We start from the raw sequence: 18,710 nt of genomic DNA on the forward strand, positions 1-18,710 counted from the left end.
TTTTGCCAAGCCCGCCCTTCAGCCGATACGACCCCTGCATCGAAGCAAAACCCCGACCGCGTTCGACACGGCCCTGTTCATCCTCAAAGCTCGGGTGAGGATTCATAACCAATATATGTCGACAGCTGCGAGGGCGATTGCAGAGAGGAAGACCTATGGGCATCGGTCATATCTAGTCGCTACGCGCCGCCAATCCTTGAGCCTGCCGAACATGATCTCGCTCCTTTTGCTGCGTTTGTAGCGGCGCTTGTCGTATTTGACCGGCGTCTTGCGTTGCTTGCGTCCAGGGATACAGGCGCGTATCTTTGTCCGGCAATGCTTCTCGGAACCAGTCTGCGTCGTACCCGCGATCCCCGAGCAGCCATTTTACGTTTGGCAAACGACCAAGCAACGCCCGTGCGCCGATGTAATCGCTCACCTGCCCGGTGGTGACGAACAAGTCGATCGGGCGTGCTAGGCTGCCACAGATGGCATACAGTTTGGTATTCACCCCGTCCTTGGTCCGACCGATTAGGCGGCCACGCCCCCTTTTTCGTGGCCATGCTGGTCGCGGTGCGGTGTGCCTTCAAATAGGTCGCGTCGATCATCACGGTCTATTCTTCGCAATGCTCAGCAGCCAAACCAACCATCATCTGCGCAAAGACGCCTTTCTCGTTCCAGCGCTTCCAACGGCTGTAAAGCGTCTTATGTGGACTATAGGCGGCAGGCGCATCGCGCCAACGCAAGCCATTGCGATTGATGAAGATAATCCCGCTCAGCGCCTGCCTATCATCGACCTGGGGGTTTCCGTGAGACTTTGGAAAGAAAGGTTCCAGACGTGCCATCTGCTCGTCGTTCAGCCAGAAAAGGCCGCTCATTTCGCCGCTCCGTTTTCGGAGCCGTGAATCATGCGCTGCGACCAAAATCAATGCATTCTGACAAAAAGCAAACGAGTTACCACCTTGTGATTCCGCTCAAGCGTGACCATGCTTTGTAAAGCTTTACCCCAAGGCAATCGTCACGATGGTTTGCTTGGCTAAAGCACTACAACGGAATCTGTGCCGACGACTTTTGTCCGACTTGATCGGATGGCACCGTATTCTAAGGCTATTCATTTGAGATTGTATGTCGAGCGCCTGATGATCAGCTTAGCATCCAGTTTTTTGGATTTAGGGGGTTGTTGCGTTGTAATCCATTGCGCCAACCCATCAGCCGCACGCTCACCCATTTGAGTCACCGGTAAATGTACGCTTGTCAGAGGTGGCACAGCGACCGCAGAAGTTGGAAGGTCGTCAATGCCGATCATTGAAACCTGTTCTGGAATCGAAACTTTCTGAGCCTGCAGGCCCAGTAAAACGCCCAGTGCAACGACATCTGAAAGGCACAAAATGGCATCAGGCAGCCTAGGCATGCTACAAATGCGCTTAGCAATATCTGCTCCACCTTGATGGCTGATCGGAGTTTCAAAATTCACCAAGTTACCGGCGAACTCAAAGGTCTTTAGGCCGTCAAGACGCGCTCTTGTCCTGTCATTGTCCTGAATTGGGCCATGAACAACCACAATGTCTTTGTGGCCGAGTTTGACCAAATGATGCAAAGCAATTTGTGCGGCGGCGGCATTGTCGTAACCGATCGTTGGCAGAGCGCTGTCGGCTTCATAGTAGGAGGTGATGATTGTCGGAAGCGCAGTACGCTCGATAAGCTCGTACAAAGCATCACTATGGGTAGCGCCAGTGACAATCAGGCCTTCGGCTCCGATTTCGACCAGCCCCTTCGCCTTCTCTGCCTCCATATCGGTATCGGAGTCTGTCGTCGCGACGATTAAGGACAATTGGTGTTCTGACAGCTTTCGTTCAAGAGCTGCAAGAAACTTGGCAAAAATCGCATTGTCCAGTGTGGGGATCAACGCACCGACGAAACGGGTTCTACCGGAATTGATTGCACGTGCAGCGGCGCTGGGAACGAATTTCAGTGTAGCGATCGCGGTTTGAACTTTCTCCAAAGTGTCTTTCTTTACCACTTTGGGTTCATTTAATACACGTGACACCGTAGCTACCGAGACGCCCGCCGCCTTCGCTACATCCCTGAGATTTGCACGTTTTTTGGGCTCTTGAGCTTTTTTCATACTGAGATCTAGCATCCGTATCGCAGGTTTTAGAGGAAAGAGTTGACATATGTAACTAGTTTCATCAACCTCTGTAACTAGTTACATAATGGGATTCCAACGCCGACATGCAGGGATCATCTGTCCTATATGCATTCACGAACACTGGGTTTGACGGCCCTGGCCGTCTATTTCCAGGCTTTCCAGATGCATCGGATACTCGCACGCACATTCTTGCCCCCCGCGAAGTAGTTCAACTGGCTGTGAAACCCGGGGATTTGGTTTCAATTGAGGGGGTTAGCCCCATGACGTCGCTGGACGTTGTGGCTTTCACAGACGATGGGCGACCGGGATTGTCTGCGTTGGGCCTGACTGCAACCAGTGTGATTGATTGGGATGGTTTTGACCATGCTCAGCTTTTGGCCTGGATCACGGCACATGGCGGAGGTCAGCAAGTTCACTGTCACAGTATGGTTCACGTGCCAGACCCGCTGATTCTTCGCGCAGAGAAACCGCTTATGATCTGGTTGATCCGCACCACTAGGGTCGCGGAGTTTGTTGAGGGCAGTGGCGCCGGGAGCATTACAGTCCTGCACAAATCGGCAACGGTCAAAGGGCCGCATCTGCCTCCTTTACTTGGCGACACTCGGGATGAATTCACCGTGAAACGGGGCAGCGCGTTCGCGTATGAACTGAAGGCCGGAGAAATCGTTCAGATCATTGATGTAGAGGGTCAACAGTGTTCTGACTTCATGGCACTGCGAAAAGATGGTTTGGATCTGGGCCAGGAGTGGATGATCGACTCGACTGCGACCAGATCTATGGTTCGGCGCGCCTATCCCGGTCCTGGTTTACTGGACAAGTTCTTTGATCGCGAGATGCGACCCTTGCTGAATGTGGTTCAGGACACCTGTGGACGGCACGATACATTTGGATTGGCCTGCACAGCCCGTGGCTACGAAGAGAGAGGCTTTCCAGGTCACTTGAACTGCTCTGATAATATTTCAGATGCTTTGGCGAACTATGGGGTGGCACGGCGCTTGGCGTGGCCAGCAATAAATTTCTTCTGGAGCACCTGGATCGACCCGGCATCTCATCACATCTTGACTGAGGAATCCCACTCGCGCCCTGGTGATTACGTTGCAATGCGCGCATTGGAGGACCTGGTTTGTGTCTCTACCGCATGCCCGGACGATATTGATCCCATTAACGGCTGGAACCCGACCGATGTGCATGTGCGCATCTACCGTCCTGAAACGCCAATCCGCCGTGCAGTTGCATATCGTGAAAAGGAAAACGCTCCCATGTCGATCAGTCAGGAGTCTGCGTTTCATGATCGCCTGGCTTCACTGACCCAGCATTTTGTACCTGCTCGGGATCTGTGGACTCCGGTTAGTTACCCCGCCCATGGCACGCTGGGCGAGTATTGGGCCTGCCGTGAGGCCGTGACCGTGCAGGACATGAGCAGCTTGCGTAAGTTCGACATCATTGGCCCGGATGCTGAAGCTTTGATGCAGCTGGCAACTACTCGCAATGTCGCAAAACTCGCAGTTTGGCGCGGGTCATACACTCTGATGTGTGATGAAAGCGGATCGGTCATTGATGATGGTACACTATTCCGCCTCGCACCTGAGATATTCCGCTGGTGCTGCGGGTCGGAAGAGAGCGGGCGGGCGCTACAAGAGTTGGCAAATGCGCGCGGCTTGCAGGTGCGGGTGCATGCGATGCGTGGAGCAATGCCAAATCTCGCAATTCAAGGGCCGAAATCGCGTGAGTTACTGCGCAAAATTGCCTTTACCCAACCCCATGTGCCGGGCTTGGATGATTTAAAATGGTTCGGCGTCACCATTGCGCGACTGAACGATCGCGAGGGCGCGCCGTTTATGTTGTCTCGCTCGGGTTATACCGGCGAATTGGGGTACGAAATCTTTTGCTCCAAATCAGATGCCATAGCGATCTGGGACGCGGTGATGGCTGCCGGAGAAGAGTTCGGAATAAAACCCATGGGCTCGGCCGCGCTAGACATCATCCGCATCGAAGCAGGTTTGGCTGCGGCAAACGCCGAATTCGCGCCAGGCGTCGATGCGCTTGAGGCTGGATTGGGCTTTGCCGTTGATCTGACCAAGTCTGAATTCACGGGAAAAGCGGCATTGGAACGTAACGCGCACGACCCGCGCCGGGTGCTCAAAGGTCTGCTGATTGGCTGCGATGATGTACCCGCCCAAGGTGCACATGTTTATGCGGGTGAGCGCCCGGTTGGCATTGTCACCTCAGCGACGCGATCGCCAATGCTGGAACGCGCGATCGCCATGGTACGGCTTTCGATCGAACACGCGAACAATGGCACCGAACTGGAGATTGGTCAGCTAGACGGGCGGATGAAACGTTTGCGCGCCATCGTTACAGACATTCCATTCATAGATCCGCAACGCAAGCGGGCGCGCGTGTGATCGCGCAATTAACTGAACACAACGGGAGAAATGATATGAAAAAACTTACGCTTACAGCAACTTTGGCATTGGCTCTTGGCGCAACAACAGCCATCGCACAAGACAAAGTTACAGTCGGTGAACCTAGCTGGCCTGGTGCCAAGATCATGAGCCGGGTCATTGGCCAAGTCATCGAAACGCGCTTAGGTGGTGAAGTCGGCTATGCTCCTGGCGCCAATGCTGTGATCTTTGCCGCCATGGATGGCGGGCGTGGCGATATCGATGTGCACCCCGATGTTTGGCTTCCGAACCAATCGTCCTTCACAGATGAATATGTCGACCAGAAAGGCACCGTTGCGTTGTCTTCAGGCAGCTATGAAGGCCGCGCAGGGATTTGTGTGCCGAATTATATGGTCGAGGATCACAATATCCGTTCGATCTACGATCTGGCCACACCCATGGCGCAAGAGCTGTTCGACTCGGACGGCGACGGTATGGGAGAGGTTTGGGTAGGCGCGTCGGGCTGGGCCTCGACCAACACCTTCAAAGTACGCGTTCGGGACTATGGGATCGAGACCTTCCTTACACCGACCACCGAAGATGAGACTGTATTCTATTCTCGCTTAAAGGATCAGATTGATCAGAAGAAAGGGGCCGCTTTCTACTGCTACGCTCCGCATTATGTTCACGCTCTTTACGATGTGACCATTCTGGAAGAGCCCGAGCATGATGCCGCGACATACAAGATGGTCCAACCGGATCAGGACGCTGACTGGTTTAACAAATCCAACGTCAGCACTGGCGAGCCCGTCAAAACTGTAACCGTAGCGCACTCAAAATCCCTTGAGCAGCGCAATCCGGCCGCGGCCTCCTTCCTGGCGAATATCGACATGGACGCAGGCGAGCTGAGCGGTTTGACCTATGAAGTCGTCGTGAAAGGCCGGGATACCGATGAGGTTGTGGCTGAATGGATTGCCGCGAATGGCAATACGGTTGACGGCTGGCTGGGACTGGCAACCAACTAAAGCACTTGTGCCCCCGTGTTGCGGGGGCACCACCAAGACCATCAACTCCGATGAGGCCAGTATGACAGCGGATATTGCAATCGACGCCAAGGGTGTTTGGAAAGTGTTCGGCACGCGGTCGCAGGAAGCTTTGAACGCAATCCACAGCGAGGGGCTGAGCAAGGCCGATGTGTTGGAGCGCTTTAACTGCGTCGTCGGCGTGGCTGATGCCAGTTTTCAGATCGAACGGGGCGAACTTTTCTGTGTCATGGGTCTGTCGGGCTCAGGCAAATCGACCCTTGTGCGGCATGTGAACCGCCTGTTGGAACCCACCGATGGCCACATTTATCTGGACGGCGAGGACGTCATGGGCCTGAATGACGAAGGCTTGCGCGATCTCCGTAACAGGCGAGTGGCGATGGTGTTTCAGAACTTCGGTTTGATGCCCCACAGAACTGTCCGTGACAACGTTGCGATGCCGCTGGAAATCCGTGGCACTGGCAAAGCGCGCCGCTGGGAAGAGGCGGATCGCGTACTGGAACTGGTCGAATTGAACGGCTGGGAAGATAAATACGCGCATGAGCTGTCGGGCGGGATGCAGCAGCGCGTTGGGCTGGCCCGCGCCATCGCTGCTGACCCAGAAATCCTGTTGATGGATGAGCCGTTTTCAGCCCTTGATCCATTGATCCGCAAACAGTTGCAGGATCAGTTTATGGAGCTGAGCCACAAGCTGAACAAAACCACAATGTTCATCACCCATGACCTTGATGAAGCAATCCGCATCGGCCATCGCATCGCGATCATGAAAGACGGGCGCATCGTGCAGATCGGCACACCGGAAGAGATCATCCTGAACCCTGCAGACGATTATGTGGCCGATTTCGTAGCCGGGATATCCAAACTTAACATGATCTTTGCCCATGCAGTAATGAAGCCGGTTGATGAGTTCGAGGCACATCACGGTGAAGTACCGGACGATGCGAAACAGGCCCATCCGGATATGGATCTTTCCGATCTGATGAACCTCTGTGTAGACGGTCACGGTGTCGTCGCCGTGACACAGGATGGCAAGACCGTGGGCGTGATTAACCGTGCGGGTCTGATCCGCGCCATTCAGGACAGCCAGGCATAAGGGGACCGCTATGAAACATGTTGATATGCAACAGATCCAACCGGAAACCGCTGAACGCTTGAATGGCTTGATCAGTGAATTCGTGGGACAAGGGCAAGCTTATTATCAAAAGACCTTTGCCTATATGATGCAGGCTCCCGGCTATCGCTTTACACTCAACAAAGCAGCTGCAATCCTGGGCCCGGTCTGGTTCGGTGCACGAGGTTTGTGGTCGTGGTTTCTCGGGTTTTTGGTACTGGAAACGCTGGCCTATATTCAGATCGGTCTTGGCCTATTTGGCGACCTTGGGCGCGAATTCCGCGAAAGGGCGGAGCAGATCGAGCAGACGCTGGAGTTGCGCAGACAGCAGATTGCGGCGGCAGAACAATCCGGCTCTGCTACCTTGGATTCACTGAAACGAGCAGCAGAGTCTCTTGAGGGTGCCTTGGCGGGAGCGCAAGAGGCAGCGCGAACTGCAGATTCGACTGGGGCTACTTATCTTTTGGTCGGGATCGTTTTGTTATTAGCTGTAAAATTTCTGGCCGCATCCCTGGCCAACTGGACGTTGGAAGGACAGTTTGCGCGCTGGCGTTCGAACCCCAGCGTCGCCAACGGCTGGTCAATCTCCCGGCTCGTAGTTGCTTCGGCTTTGACCGCTGTTGTGGTGATCCTGTCGATGATCAAATTCGCGCAGCCGGATGCGTTGGCCGTTCTGAAAACCTTCCCAACAAACCGAGACTGGCGTTTGAATGTCGGTGACGGGGTGCAGGCGGTGTTCGAATGGACAAAGACCGCAGGGCGCGGATTTTTCGACGGGCTGACCTTTGGAATGCGCACCCTGTTGGACTGGATCGAAGTGGTTTTGGTTGATACTCCATGGCCTGTGGTGGCGCTGGTGATCATCATGTTGGCTTACCTGTCTGCTGGCGCTCGTGTGGCAATCTTTACTGGCGCCGCGCTGGCGTATCTGGGTCTGCTGGACTTCTGGGAAAAAGCAATGACCACGATTGCTCTGCTGGGTGCGGCGGCGTTGATCTCAATCACATTGGGCATCCCGCTGGGCATCTACTGTGCACGTCGACCACGGGCGTTCGCGATCGTGCGGCCTATTCTTGATTTCATGCAGTCTATGCCATCCTTCGTCTATCTCATTCCAGTGGTTGCGTTCATCGGATCGGGCAAACCTGCAGGCGTTGTTGCGACCATGATTTTCGGAAGCCCGCCGGTAATTCGTTTCACTGTCCTCGGACTGCAACAAGTGCCAGAAACCGTGCGTGAAGCTGCGTTGGCCTTTGGTGCAACGCCACGGTATTTGCTGTGGCGCGTGGACCTGCCCTTGGCGCATAAGACAATTATGGCGGGCGTGAACCAAACCATTCTGATGTCACTGGCCATGGTTGTTGTCGCCTCGCTGATCGGCGCTAAGGGCCTGGGCGAAGACGTGCTGGAGGCACTGCAATACGCGGCAGCCGGACAGGGCATATTGGCTGGCCTCGCGATCTTGTTCTGTGCGCTCATCCTGGACCGCATCGTCGCCGGGAAGAAATAATAGTCTGGACGCCATCCGAGTCTGGTCCGTAAATTTGACCGCGGGTTTCATTGACGGCTTGGCTGTTAGTTTGGATCGCGCCAAGTTATCTTGGCCACCACGATGAGCTTAGGTAACCAGATTGTGGAGGGTTGTCAAAAGAGTGGATGTGGGGCTTGAGCTGATCCCTGTGGATCATATGCGCGATGTGAATACAGCCTATCCAGACTGCGAATACACATCGATCGCCGCCGAGGTTGGGCTACGATTGCCGCTGGATTAGCATGCCGTCGCTTAAACTGCACTACCGCTGCTTTGCTGGGAACGTATGCCGCTGCCGTCGACGGGTAGACCTTCTTCATCGAGCCAGGGTCACCTTGGGAAAACGGACATCGCGAAAGCTTCAATGGGATGATGAGGAGAGAACTGCTCAAAGGCGAGATATTCCACAGCTTGCGCGAGGCTCAAATTCTGATCGAATAATTGAGGATACACTACATTTCGACGAGTCCTCACAGTGCGTTGGGTTATCGCCCACCAGCCACGACAACCACCATCACGATGGAGTTGAGGCAATCATGCGCCAATAATCGATTTAGTCATGTCAAATCGGGCTACTTAGATCCGGTCCCGACCATTGAACTCGGGATTTCAGAAGTTGCCGATATCTGATGTATCTCAGCCACCGTTGTTAAACTACAGAATTTGCCTTGATTGATCTTGCTGTTATTACACTGTGATAAAAAGATTCCTTACAAGATCTGCCACCCATATCAGGATTTCTGGTGCCATGGTTGGGCAAGAAAACATCGGGATCAAGGGGATGGCGATGGTGCAGACGGAAAAAACTGACGAAACAGTGGTGTTGTCGCAGGATCCGCACAAGGTTCGGGACAGCGGCGAAAAGAACTTGGAAACGGCGATCGGTCGCGAGATCAAGGCGTTGCGTTTACAGCAAGGCATAACTATTGCGGAATTATCGACCTCTACCGGACTTTCGATCAGCATGCTGTCCAAGATCGAAAACGGGGCGACCTCGGCTTCGTTGACGACTTTGCAATTGCTGGCCAACGCGCTCAGTACGCCGATAACATCGTTTTTTCGCCGCTACGAAGAAACCCGGAACGCGGTGCATACCAAAGCAGGAGAAGGCGTTGAGACAGAAAGGGCAGGGACGCGGGCAGGCCATCAGTACAACCTGTTGGGTCATTTGGGGGCCAATGCCAGCGGTGTCGTGGTTGAGCCGTATCTCATCTCGCTGACGGAGGAATCGGATAGGTTTCCGACTTTTCAGCATGACGGGATCGAGATGCTGTTTATGTTGGAAGGTGAAGTCGACTACCGGCATGGCGACACGATCTATTCTCTCAAGCCCGGCGATACACTTTTTTTTGATGCGGACGCGCCGCACGGGCCCGAAGACTTGGTGAAACTTCCGGCTAAATACCTGTCGATCATCTCGTATCCGCAGACCAGTTGAATGCTAAAACATTGATTTCAACGGTGCCCAGTCATACTCGCTTGCCGGTATCTAAGGTGCTTATCACTTTTACAATTTCGGAATTTTCCTTATAGGAAAAATTATTTCTTTAAGTTGCGTTTTCTACACTGTATTGCTAGCGTCTTCTCGACAAACTTTCAGAGGGCAAAAGCAGATGTGTGGAATTGTCGGTCTGTTTCTCAAGGACAGGACATTGGAGCCTGAATTGGGCGCGATGTTGACGGATATGCTGGTGACGATGACTGATCGTGGCCCCGACAGCGCGGGCATCGCTATTTATGGCGAAGGATCGGATGGGGTGGCGAAGCTGACGGTGCAGTCGGATGCGCCCGAGGTCGATTTTGCGACCCTTGCGGCCGATCTGGGCGCGGCTATTGGGGCTGAGGTTTCGCTGCGGTCGAACGATACCCATGCGGTGCTGGAATTGGACGGGTCCAAAGTCGAACAGGCCCGTCAAGCGGTGCGCGAGATGCGTCCGGGTCTGCGGATCATGGCGGATGGATCGACGTTGGAGATTTACAAGGAGGTCGGGTTGCCCAAAGACGTTGCCGAGCGGTTCAACCTGTCAGCCATGAGTGGCAGCCACGGCATCGGCCATACGCGCATGGCAACGGAATCCGCGGTGACTACCGAAGGGGCACACCCGTTCAACACCGGTTCGGACCAGTGTCTGGTTCATAACGGCTCGCTGTCGAACCACAATGCACTGCGCCGCAAGCTCAAGCGCGAAGGCGTGCGGGTGGAATCGATGAACGACACCGAGGTGGGTGCAGCATACCTGACCTGGAAGATGCAGAACGGGGCTACTTTGGGTGAGGCGTTGGAATGCAGTCTGGACGATCTCGACGGGTTCTTCACCTTTGTCGTGGGTACCAAGGACGGGTTCGGCGTAGTCCGCGACCCGATTGCCTGCAAACCCGCAGTGATGGCGGAGACCGATCAATACGTGGCCTTTGGCAGCGAATACCGCGCGCTGGTCAATCTGCCGGGAATCGAAGACGCCAAAGTGTGGGAACCCGAACCCGCAACCGTTTATTTCTGGAGCCACTAAGATGCAGACATATGACGTTGCAGAAAACGGCCTGCGGGGTCTGAACTCAATCCTTCAGGCACAAAGTGCTGAAAGCAACCAGACCAATTGGGAAGTGCAGAACCCTAAGGGCAGCCACGCCATTGCTGTAGGGCTGGACGCGCCGATTGAGGTGACCGTCAAAGGCTCGACCGGGTATTATTGCGCGGGCATGAACCAGCAGGCGACGATCAAGGTCGAAGGCTCGGTGGGTCCGGGTGTAGCCGAAAACATGATGTCGGGCACCGTGGTCGTGGAAGGTGACGCCAGCCAATATGCGGGTGCAACTGGGCATGGCGGCCTTCTGGTGATCAAGGGCAATGCCAGCTCGCGCTGTGGAATTTCGATGAAGGGGATCGATATCGTCGTGCACGGCAATATCGGCCACATGTCCGCCTTTATGGCGCAGGCCGGTAATCTTGTCGTCTGTGGTGATGCGGGCGATGCGCTTGGCGACTCGCTATATGAGGCGCGGCTTTTTGTGCGCGGCTCGGTCAAAAGCCTGGGCGCGGATTGCATCGAGAAAGAGATGCGGCCGGAACATATCGATATTTTGACTGACCTGCTGGACCGCGCGGGCTCGGACGCCAAGCCGGAAGAGTTCAAGCGTTACGGCTCGGTCCGTCAACTTTATAATTTCGACGTCGACAACGCAGCCGATTACTGAGTACGAAGGTATGAAATATATGGATCAGACCATCCCCCGCACCACGCCGATTCAGTCGGCGACCTTCACCAACCCGATCAACGCGGAAATCCGGCGTGCTGCGGCGACCGGCATCTATGACATTCGCGGTGGCGGCGCCAAACGCAAGGTGCCCCATTTTGACGATCTCCTGTTTCTGGGGGCCTCGGTCTCGCGCTATCCGCTGGAGGGCTATCGCGAACGCTGCGATACCTCGGTGACGCTGGGCACGCGTTTTGCCAAGAAGCCTATCGAGTTGGACATTCCTGTCACCATTGCGGGCATGAGCTTTGGCGCATTGTCCGGTCCCGCGAAAGAGGCCTTGGGCCGAGGGGCATCCGCTGCCGGGACCTCCACTACCACGGGCGATGGGGGCATGACGCCCGAGGAGCGTGGTCATTCCTCGAAGCTGGTGTATCAATACCTGCCGTCACGCTATGGCATGAACCCGAACGATCTGCGAAAGGCTGACGCGATTGAGATCGTGGTCGGGCAGGGCGCGAAGCCTGGCGGCGGCGGCATGTTGCTGGGCCAAAAGATCAGCGACCGCGTGGCCGAGATGCGCACGCTGCCCAAGGGCATTGACCAGCGCTCGGCCTGTCGTCACCCGGACTGGACTGGACCGGATGATCTAGAGATCAAGATCCTCGAACTGCGTGAGATCACCGATTGGCAGGTGCCGATCTACGTCAAGGTTGGCGCGACTCGGCCCTATTATGACACCGCGCTGGCGGTGAAGGCCGGTGCAGATGTTGTAGTGATGGATGGGATGCAGGGCGGCACGGCAGCCACGCAGGACGTGTTCATCGAGCATGTGGGCATCCCGACGCTCGCCTGTATTCGCCCTGCCGTTCAGGCGCTGCAGGATCTGGGTGTGCATCGCGAAGTGCAATTGGTGATCTCGGGCGGCATCCGCACCGGGGCTGACGTGGCCAAAGCGATGGCCCTGGGCGCGGATGCGGTGGCTATCGGCACGGCGGCTCTGATTGCTCTGGGTGACAATGATCCAAAATGGGAATCTGAATACCAGAAGCTGGGCACCACCACCGGGGCCTATGACGATTGGCACGAAGGACAGGACCCGGCGGGTATTACCACGCAAGACCCGGAGCTGGCCAAACGCCTGGACCCGGTCGAGGCCGGACGGCGGCTGCGCAACTACCTGAAGGTGATGACGCTTGAGGCGCAGACCATCGCGCGGGCCTGCGGTCACAACCACTTGCACAACCTGGAGCCCGAGGACCTGTGTGCCCTGACGATGGAGGCGGCTGCGATGGCAAAAGTGCCTCTGGCAGGCACCGACTGGTATCCGGGCAAGGCCGGGTTCTGATCTGAAATTTAAAAGGCGCTGCGCCCACGGGGCTGCGTCTTTCATCCATTGGAGTGATCAACAGGGAAAGGAAGGCCGACCATGACGACAGATCTGGCTGCTTTCGCCAAAGAAAACGGCGTTAAATATTATATGATATCGTTCACCGACCTGTTCGGTGGACAGCGGGCTAAACTGGTCCCAGCGCAGGCTATTGCCGATATGCAGGAGGAGGGCGCAGGGTTCGCAGGCTTTGCCACCTATCTCGACATGACCCCGGCGCACCCCGACATGCTGGCCGTGCCGGACCCCTCGTCGGTGATCCAACTGCCTTGGAAGCCCGAGGTCGCCTGGGTCGCGGGCAATTGCGTGATGGAGGGCGAGGATGTCGCCCAAGCACCCCGCAACGTGCTGCGTCGCCTTATCGACGAGGCCGCCGCAGAAGGCTTGCATGTGAAAACCGGGATTGAGGCTGAATTCTTCCTGCTGACCCCGGATGGCGAACAGATCAGCGACCCGTTCGATACCGCCGAAAAGCCCTGTTACGACCAGCAGGCGGTGATGCGACGCTATGATGTGGTGCGAGAGATTTGCGACTACATGCTGGAATTGGGTTGGGGTCCGTATCAGAACGACCACGAGGACGCAAATGGCCAGTTCGAGATGAACTGGGAGTTCGACGATTCCCTCCGCACCGCCGACAAGCACTCGTTCTTTAAATTCATGACCAAATCGGTGGCCGAAAAGCACGGTTTCCGCGCCACTTTCATGCCCAAACCCGTCGAAGGGCTGACGGGCAATGGCTGCCACGCCCATATCTCGGTCTGGGACGCGCCCGGCGCGGATGCGAAAACCAATGTTTTTGCCGGTGAGGGTGACGGTCCGACGGGCGAAGTTGGCCTCAGCGAGCAGGGCAAGCATTTCCTTGGCGGGATCATGAAACACGCCAGCGCGCTGGCAGCGATCACCAACCCGACGGTGAATTCCTACAAGCGCATCAATGCGCCGCGCACGATGTCGGGAGCCACATGGGCGCCCAACACAGTGACCTGGACTGGCAACAACCGCACACACATGGTCCGCATCCCTGGACCGGGCCGGTTCGAGTTGCGCCTGGCTGATGGGGCGACAAACCCCTATCTGCTGCAATCGGTGATTATCGCGGCAGGCCTGTCAGGTATCCGATCCAAGGCCGATCCGGGCCGTCGTTACGATATCGACATGTATGCCGAAGGCCATACCGTCAAAGACGCGCCGAAACTGCCACTGAACATGCTGGATGCGCTGCGCGAATATGACAGGGATGCAGAGTTGAAAGCTGCCATGGGCGAAGGATTCTCGACCGCTTACCTTAAGATGAAGCATCAGGAGTGGAACTCGTTCGTTAGCCACTTCTCGCGATGGGAGAAAGAGCACACGCTAGATATCTGAGGGGCAAAAAGACCTTAGCTGTGCGCCACGAAAATTAGGCAGTAATCGCAATGGATGTTTGCTGGCGTAACGAGAATGACTTTCCAGATGCCGGTAAAGCCCCAATGAACAGCGCAGGGTACTTGGTGCCACCAGTCGTGCGATCCGTAGGCAGTCGGGTTTACGAGGTAACGGCCTCGATTTCCTTGCGCTCCGAGGATTGAAGCAAGGTCAGAAGGGGCTTAGCCAAGATGCGTAGGCCGACAACCGCGAGCGCAAACATCGCCAAAAAGACCAAAAAGGACAGGCCAAGGCTCGCCACGACACAAGCCACAAGAAAGAGGCCCACACCAGCAGCAGCAGAGGTCACCTTGTTCAGAAAGGTTTTCATGGCTTAATCTCCAGTTTCATTTGTTGTGTTGATGAAACTGATATATGGGTCGGACTTTACGCCCGCCTCGGTCAAAACTTACAAATCTGCAAACTTGAGCGTCACCGTCAGCCCCTGAGGATCGGTTTGCGATAAAATCAGATCTGCACCATGGCGATCTGCAACCGCACGGACGAGGGCGAGGCCTAAACCCGAACCCTTGCTTTGCCGTGTTGCGTCAAGACGGACCATGGGTTTAATGATCTCGGCGTATTTCTCTGACGCCACACCTGGGCCGTTGTCGGCGACACTGATGGTGCGACCACGTGCTGCCAGATCGATCTTGTCCCCACCATAGTGCATCGCGTTTTGTATGAGGTTTGCAACTGCCTGAACGAGCATCTGACGATCTGCGAAAACCGCTTCAGCGTCTCTCGCATCAAATTGCAGCACCTTGCCTGCGTCCTCAACCACTGGGCCAAAGGTCACCGACAAGTCGGTCATCAAGTCCGCCAAATCAACCGTTTCGAAACCATCTGTGCCGTGCGTGGCTTCGATCCGAGCGACCCGCATGATCGTATCGAAAATGCCAGACAAACGCCCTGCTTCTTCCAGGGCTGCACCGCGTTCGTCTCCTTCAGGCAAGCTTTCAAGTCGAGACCGCAGGCGGGCCAGTGGGGTGCGGAGGTCATGCGCTAAATTCGCGCTGAGATGACGGGTCTGGGCGACCAGCCGCTCCAACTCGGCGGCAGTCAAATCCACCTGACGTGCCATGTCGTCGAGGTCATCCTTGTTCCGCTTGATCTCCGTGCGCGCGCTGAGGTCGCCAGAGGCCAACGCCGAAAGCGTGCTGTTGATCCGCTTGAGACGTCGCTGTGCGAAGATACCGGTGGCAAAGCCAACGACCAATGTCAGAACAATCATTGTAAACATCGTGGTCCATAGAACACCGCCTAGGAGTTCAAACGCATCCTCCGCGTCATCAACCGGAACAGCCGCCATGACCGGCGCGCCTTGACTGTCGGTATCTACAAGAACGCGCCAGGCTTCGGAATCTCGAAAATCTTGAGACAGCTCCACCGTCCCCCCACCGCGCGCAACCACACGCTGAAAAGCAATTGGCAGGTCTTCGAGATCACCCGGGTGGCGCAAGATGACGCCAAATCGGTCCCCGCGCGCACCCTCAAGGGCCGAGGCCTTCGCCAGTGCATCCAGCGTCGTATCGATACGGCGTTCGAACACATCCGATCCGACCGCAATCGCTATATAGGCTGCGGTAGCCATGCAAAGCGCGAAGATGGCTGACAATATCAACGTCAGCCGCAAGGTCGAGGAGCGGCGAAGCCAGACCAGATTACCGGCCAAAGACATAGCCTTCCCCACGACGGGTTCGGATCAGCGGTGCGTCAAACGGCTTGTCGATTTTGGTGCGCAAGCGGCTGATATGGGTCTCTACGACACTTGTGGTCGGGTCAAAACTCATATCCCAGACCTGTTCCAGCAGCATCGTACGTGTCACCAATCGTCCCGGTCTTCGCATCAAGTATTCCAGAAGTTTAAACTCCTTGGCCAATAGCTCAATCTGTTGATCCTGGCGTTTGCAGGTTCGCGCCAGAAGATCGAGGCTTAAATCTCCATGGCGCAAGACCGTGGCTTCTGCCCATCTCGCCTCCAAACCATCACGGCGGCGGCCCAAAGCGCCCACGCGGGCGGAGAGTTCGGCAAAGGCGAAAGGTTTTGTAAGATAATCATCGCCACCAGCATCAAATCCTTCGACTCGGGCGTCGACCTCACCCAAAGCTGTTAGAAAAAGCGCAGGGGTGGTATTCTTCGAGGCGCGCAAGGATTTCAGAACCGCCAACCCATCGAGGCCCGGGACCATACGGTCCAGAATTAGAAGATCGTACTCCTGAGCCATAGCCGCCATCAAAGCGTCTTTACCATCCTCGAAATGGTCGATGACATGACCTTCTTCGCGCAGGCCGTTGGTAACCCAAGACCCAAGTTGGCTGTCATCTTCCAGAAACAAAATTCGCATGTGAACCCTTACCGCCACGCATTCGGAGACCACTCTAGTGAGCGACCTCCGAATTGGCCAATCATTCGCAGCTTGGCCGCGACCTATGTCTCATCTTCATCGTTGTCGTCATCGTCGTCTTCATCTTCAGCCTCAACCTCAATCACTGCACCGGTGTCGGCGGCAATCTCGACTTCGAACTCTTGACCGCTAGCATCCAGGATTTCGATCTCATAAATCATCATCCCGTCTTCATTTTCGAGTTCCGCTTCCTGAACCTCACCGGACACTTCCTGAAGCGCGACTTCAATAGCTTGCTTCATAGTTAGACCCGTCGCATCTGCGGTGTTCTGTGCCGAAACCGAGCCGACGACAGCTCCTGTAAGAACCAGACCTGCCAGTGCGCCGAGCGCAGCGTTTTTCTTGTCCATGTTTTCTCTCCATCGTTTTGTTGTTTGAAGGCATCATTGCCTTCCGATGAGATCAACATGGGAGCCGAGCTTTGCTGGAAGATGCGGCGAAGTATACAATTTTGTAAACTGATGGTCTCGCGCATTCTTGTCCAACGTAAGGAGATAGCTAGCAGGCGAGCTACATACTCGTATTCTAATTCTGAGTTTAGGCGAGTTTTGCGCGTTGCAGTGAGGGTTTGGGAAGCAGGCTGCGACTGTAAAATATACCCAGTCGCTTCAGGTCGGCGCCGAGCCGACCGCTAAAATTTGCAAAGTCCGCTTTCTGCGCATTTCTGACATTGGGACAGCGCGCAGCATCGGTCAAAATTACCTTTTGCGTTTTTGGCGTCTACAAATGGCACAAATTCCTTGGCAGGCTGAGGAGATGGCACAGGTGGGCTGATTATCCTGCCAGTTGAACAAACTGCTGAAACGGGGAGATTCCGGGTGTGAATTGACCTTTGCGTCATAAGGGGTTGCCACTCGGAAACTGTTTTCAAGGTGTTTCAATCTAATGATCGACTAAGTTCGAATTTTTCGGGTAATTGTTCGTATGGCTGGATAAAGGGCCGACAATAACCCTATTCATGGGTTATCGTCGGCAAAGCAATCGTCATCAGATTTGCATACTGTAGTTTAGCATAGCGCAATCATGGCAAGATTAAGCTGCAGCGATTTGCCGGGCTTTTTCGACCATTACTTCAGCCTGCCGGATTGAGGCATAGTCGATCAGGCGCCCGTCCAATGAAACTGCACCCTTGCCCGCGGCTTCGGCATCGGCCATCGCTTCAAGAATTCGCTGCGCTTTGGTCACTTCGGCGTCAGCAGGCGACATAACCTCATTGGCAAGGTTGATTTGGCTGGGATGAATGGCCCATTTGCCTTCACAGCCGAGAACAGCGGCGCGCTTGGCGGCGGCTTTGTATCCCTCGGGGTCCTGAAAATCTCCGAATGGGCCATCAATCGGTCGCAATCCATTTGCACGGGCGGCGACGACCATGCGCGCCAATGCATAGTGCCACATGTCCCCCCAATGGGTTGCGCGTCCAGACTCGGCATCTGGGTCTGTCAGAACCGAATAATCCGGATTCACACCGCCAATAATGGTTGTTCGCGCGCGGGTGGACGCCGCATAGTCGGCAACTCCAAAATGCAAGCTTTCGTTTCGTTTTGAAGCGGCTGCGATTTCGCTGACATTCTGCATCCCAAGCGCGGTTTCGATAATGTGCTCGAACCCAATTCGCTTTTTATAGCCCATTGCATCTTCGATTTGGGTGACCATCATGTCGACCGCATAAACATCTGCGGCAGTCCCCACTTTCGGGATCATGATCAGGTCCAACCGCTTGCCTGCCTGCTCGACCACATCCACAACATCACGGTACATGTAATGCGTATCCAGACCGTTGATCCGTACCGACATGGTTTTGTTGCCCCAGTCGATATCATTCAGAGCCTCGATGATGTTCTTGCGGGCCTGTTCTTTTTCGTCAGGTGCAACCGCGTCTTCCAGATCAAGGAAAATGACATCGACATCTGATTTTGCCGCCTTTTCGAACATGCCCGGCTGGCTGCCGGGTACGGCCAATTCGCTGCGGTTTAGACGTGCGGGTGCTTGCTCGATTGCGTGAAAGCTCATGATCTGGTCCTTGTCTCAGAGGTTTGGATAAATTGGGAAGCGGGCGCAGAGTTCGGCGACTTCGGCTTTGACTTTTGCCTCAACCGCACCGTTGCCGTCTTCG

At 55.4% G+C, this 18,710-nt stretch carries 17 protein-coding genes and 1 pseudogene; 10 read left to right on the top strand and 8 right to left on the bottom strand.

Annotation, left to right across the window (positions count from 1 at the left end; genetic code table 11):
* Positions 1-172: 172 nt before the first annotated feature.
* From ACR0NN_RS24830 to ACR0NN_RS24840, 3 genes are all read right to left on the bottom strand, one after another.
* Positions 173-490, bottom strand: coding sequence for a transposase (locus tag ACR0NN_RS24830; RefSeq protein WP_480685820.1), 318 nt, complete (start codon positions 488-490; stop codon positions 173-175).
* A gap of 103 nt (positions 491-593) precedes the next feature.
* Positions 594-857, bottom strand: coding sequence for a transposase (locus tag ACR0NN_RS24835; protein WP_480685822.1), 264 nt, complete (start codon positions 855-857; stop codon positions 594-596).
* A 233-nt stretch (positions 858-1,090) separates the two neighbouring features.
* Positions 1,091-2,104 carry a LacI family DNA-binding transcriptional regulator gene (locus tag ACR0NN_RS24840; protein WP_170727984.1) on the bottom strand — a complete coding sequence of 338 codons (1,014 nt, stop codon included), beginning with the start codon at positions 2,102-2,104 and terminating at the stop codon, positions 1,091-1,093.
* Between the two features lie 284 nt (positions 2,105-2,388).
* Between ACR0NN_RS24840 and ACR0NN_RS24845 the strand changes: the two genes are divergently transcribed.
* The 10 genes and pseudogenes from ACR0NN_RS24845 to glnT all read left to right on the top strand — a co-directional run bounded on the left by ACR0NN_RS24845 (position 2,389) and on the right by glnT (position 14,150).
* On the top strand, positions 2,389-4,533 hold the full coding sequence (locus ACR0NN_RS24845; protein ID WP_480685824.1) for a DUF1989 domain-containing protein: 2,145 nt from the start codon (positions 2,389-2,391) through the stop codon (positions 4,531-4,533).
* A gap of 35 nt (positions 4,534-4,568) precedes the next feature.
* Positions 4,569-5,537, top strand: coding sequence for an ABC transporter substrate-binding protein (locus ACR0NN_RS24850; protein ID WP_170727986.1), 969 nt, complete (start codon positions 4,569-4,571; stop codon positions 5,535-5,537).
* A gap of 61 nt (positions 5,538-5,598) precedes the next feature.
* A complete protein-coding gene (locus ACR0NN_RS24855) occupies positions 5,599-6,648 on the top strand; it encodes a betaine/proline/choline family ABC transporter ATP-binding protein (protein ID WP_170685514.1) in 1,050 nt (349 codons plus the stop codon).
* Positions 6,649-6,658: 10 nt separating this feature from the next.
* The gene (locus ACR0NN_RS24860) at positions 6,659-8,176 is read left to right on the top strand and encodes an ABC transporter permease subunit (protein WP_170685513.1); all 1,518 of its coding nucleotides are present in this window, start codon (positions 6,659-6,661) and stop codon (positions 8,174-8,176) included.
* A gap of 330 nt (positions 8,177-8,506) precedes the next feature.
* Positions 8,507-8,827 (top strand): annotated as a pseudogene (locus ACR0NN_RS24865) (integrase core domain-containing protein); the annotation flags it as partial.
* Positions 8,828-8,984: 157 nt separating this feature from the next.
* A complete protein-coding gene (locus tag ACR0NN_RS24870) occupies positions 8,985-9,635 on the top strand; it encodes an XRE family transcriptional regulator (RefSeq protein ID WP_170727995.1) in 651 nt (216 codons plus the stop codon).
* 175 nt (positions 9,636-9,810) lie between these two features.
* Positions 9,811-10,707, top strand: coding sequence for a class II glutamine amidotransferase (locus ACR0NN_RS24875; RefSeq protein WP_170727987.1), 897 nt, complete (start codon positions 9,811-9,813; stop codon positions 10,705-10,707).
* Between the two features lies 1 nt (position 10,708).
* Positions 10,709-11,392, top strand: a complete 684-nt coding sequence (locus ACR0NN_RS24880; protein WP_170727988.1) for a GltB/FmdC/FwdC-like GXGXG domain-containing protein — start codon at positions 10,709-10,711, stop codon at positions 11,390-11,392.
* Between the two features lie 19 nt (positions 11,393-11,411).
* Positions 11,412-12,740: an FMN-binding glutamate synthase family protein gene (locus ACR0NN_RS24885; RefSeq protein ID WP_170727989.1), complete on the top strand. Its 1,329-nt coding sequence runs from the start codon at positions 11,412-11,414 to the stop codon at positions 12,738-12,740.
* A gap of 81 nt (positions 12,741-12,821) precedes the next feature.
* Entirely contained in the window at positions 12,822-14,150 is a 1,329-nt protein-coding gene (gene glnT / locus ACR0NN_RS24890; RefSeq protein ID WP_170727990.1) for a type III glutamate--ammonia ligase, read from the top strand.
* Between the two features lie 160 nt (positions 14,151-14,310).
* On the opposite strand, the gene ACR0NN_RS24895 is transcribed toward glnT, so the two are convergent.
* The 5 genes from ACR0NN_RS24895 to ACR0NN_RS24915 all read right to left on the bottom strand — a co-directional run bounded on the left by ACR0NN_RS24895 (position 14,311) and on the right by ACR0NN_RS24915 (position 18,607).
* On the bottom strand, positions 14,311-14,520 hold the full coding sequence (locus ACR0NN_RS24895) for a hypothetical protein (RefSeq protein WP_170727991.1): 210 nt from the start codon (positions 14,518-14,520) through the stop codon (positions 14,311-14,313).
* A gap of 78 nt (positions 14,521-14,598) precedes the next feature.
* On the bottom strand, positions 14,599-15,870 hold the full coding sequence (locus tag ACR0NN_RS24900; protein ID WP_480685827.1) for a sensor histidine kinase: 1,272 nt from the start codon (positions 15,868-15,870) through the stop codon (positions 14,599-14,601).
* Positions 15,854-16,537 (bottom strand): response regulator transcription factor, encoded by a 684-nt coding sequence (locus ACR0NN_RS24905; protein WP_170727992.1) that lies wholly within the window; start codon positions 16,535-16,537, stop codon positions 15,854-15,856. The genes ACR0NN_RS24900 and ACR0NN_RS24905 overlap by 17 nt, the downstream gene beginning before the upstream one ends.
* An 83-nt stretch (positions 16,538-16,620) precedes the next feature.
* Entirely contained in the window at positions 16,621-16,947 is a 327-nt protein-coding gene (locus ACR0NN_RS24910; protein WP_170727993.1) for a PepSY domain-containing protein, read from the bottom strand.
* A 682-nt stretch (positions 16,948-17,629) separates the two neighbouring features.
* Entirely contained in the window at positions 17,630-18,607 is a 978-nt protein-coding gene (locus ACR0NN_RS24915; RefSeq protein WP_170727994.1) for an HpcH/HpaI aldolase/citrate lyase family protein, read from the bottom strand.
* Positions 18,608-18,710 lie beyond the last annotated feature (103 nt).

This window comes from Ruegeria sp. BA2, assembly GCF_056539605.1.

What these genes read in the sequence shown, in the direction of transcription:
- ACR0NN_RS24835 (WP_480685822.1), bottom strand. Translation starts at nt 857, where the DNA reads ATGAGCGGCCTTTTCTGGCTGAACGACGAGCAGATGGCACGTCTGGAA.
- ACR0NN_RS24840 (WP_170727984.1), bottom strand. Translation starts at nt 2,104, where the DNA reads ATGAAAAAAGCTCAAGAGCCCAAAAAACGTGCAAATCTCAGGGATGTA.
- ACR0NN_RS24845 (WP_480685824.1), top strand. Translation starts at nt 2,389, where the DNA reads ATGACGTCGCTGGACGTTGTGGCTTTCACAGACGATGGGCGACCGGGA.
- ACR0NN_RS24850 (WP_170727986.1), top strand. Translation starts at nt 4,569, where the DNA reads ATGAAAAAACTTACGCTTACAGCAACTTTGGCATTGGCTCTTGGCGCA.
- ACR0NN_RS24855 (WP_170685514.1), top strand. Translation starts at nt 5,599, where the DNA reads ATGACAGCGGATATTGCAATCGACGCCAAGGGTGTTTGGAAAGTGTTC.
- ACR0NN_RS24860 (WP_170685513.1), top strand. Translation starts at nt 6,659, where the DNA reads ATGAAACATGTTGATATGCAACAGATCCAACCGGAAACCGCTGAACGC.
- ACR0NN_RS24870 (WP_170727995.1), top strand. Translation starts at nt 8,985, where the DNA reads ATGGTGCAGACGGAAAAAACTGACGAAACAGTGGTGTTGTCGCAGGAT.
- ACR0NN_RS24875 (WP_170727987.1), top strand. Translation starts at nt 9,811, where the DNA reads ATGTGTGGAATTGTCGGTCTGTTTCTCAAGGACAGGACATTGGAGCCT.
- ACR0NN_RS24880 (WP_170727988.1), top strand. Translation starts at nt 10,709, where the DNA reads ATGCAGACATATGACGTTGCAGAAAACGGCCTGCGGGGTCTGAACTCA.
- ACR0NN_RS24885 (WP_170727989.1), top strand. Translation starts at nt 11,412, where the DNA reads ATGGATCAGACCATCCCCCGCACCACGCCGATTCAGTCGGCGACCTTC.
- glnT (WP_170727990.1), top strand. Translation starts at nt 12,822, where the DNA reads ATGACGACAGATCTGGCTGCTTTCGCCAAAGAAAACGGCGTTAAATAT.
- ACR0NN_RS24895 (WP_170727991.1), bottom strand. Translation starts at nt 14,520, where the DNA reads ATGAAAACCTTTCTGAACAAGGTGACCTCTGCTGCTGCTGGTGTGGGC.
- ACR0NN_RS24900 (WP_480685827.1), bottom strand. Translation starts at nt 15,870, where the DNA reads ATGTCTTTGGCCGGTAATCTGGTCTGGCTTCGCCGCTCCTCGACCTTG.
- ACR0NN_RS24905 (WP_170727992.1), bottom strand. Translation starts at nt 16,537, where the DNA reads ATGCGAATTTTGTTTCTGGAAGATGACAGCCAACTTGGGTCTTGGGTT.
- ACR0NN_RS24910 (WP_170727993.1), bottom strand. Translation starts at nt 16,947, where the DNA reads ATGGACAAGAAAAACGCTGCGCTCGGCGCACTGGCAGGTCTGGTTCTT.
- ACR0NN_RS24915 (WP_170727994.1), bottom strand. Translation starts at nt 18,607, where the DNA reads ATGAGCTTTCACGCAATCGAGCAAGCACCCGCACGTCTAAACCGCAGC.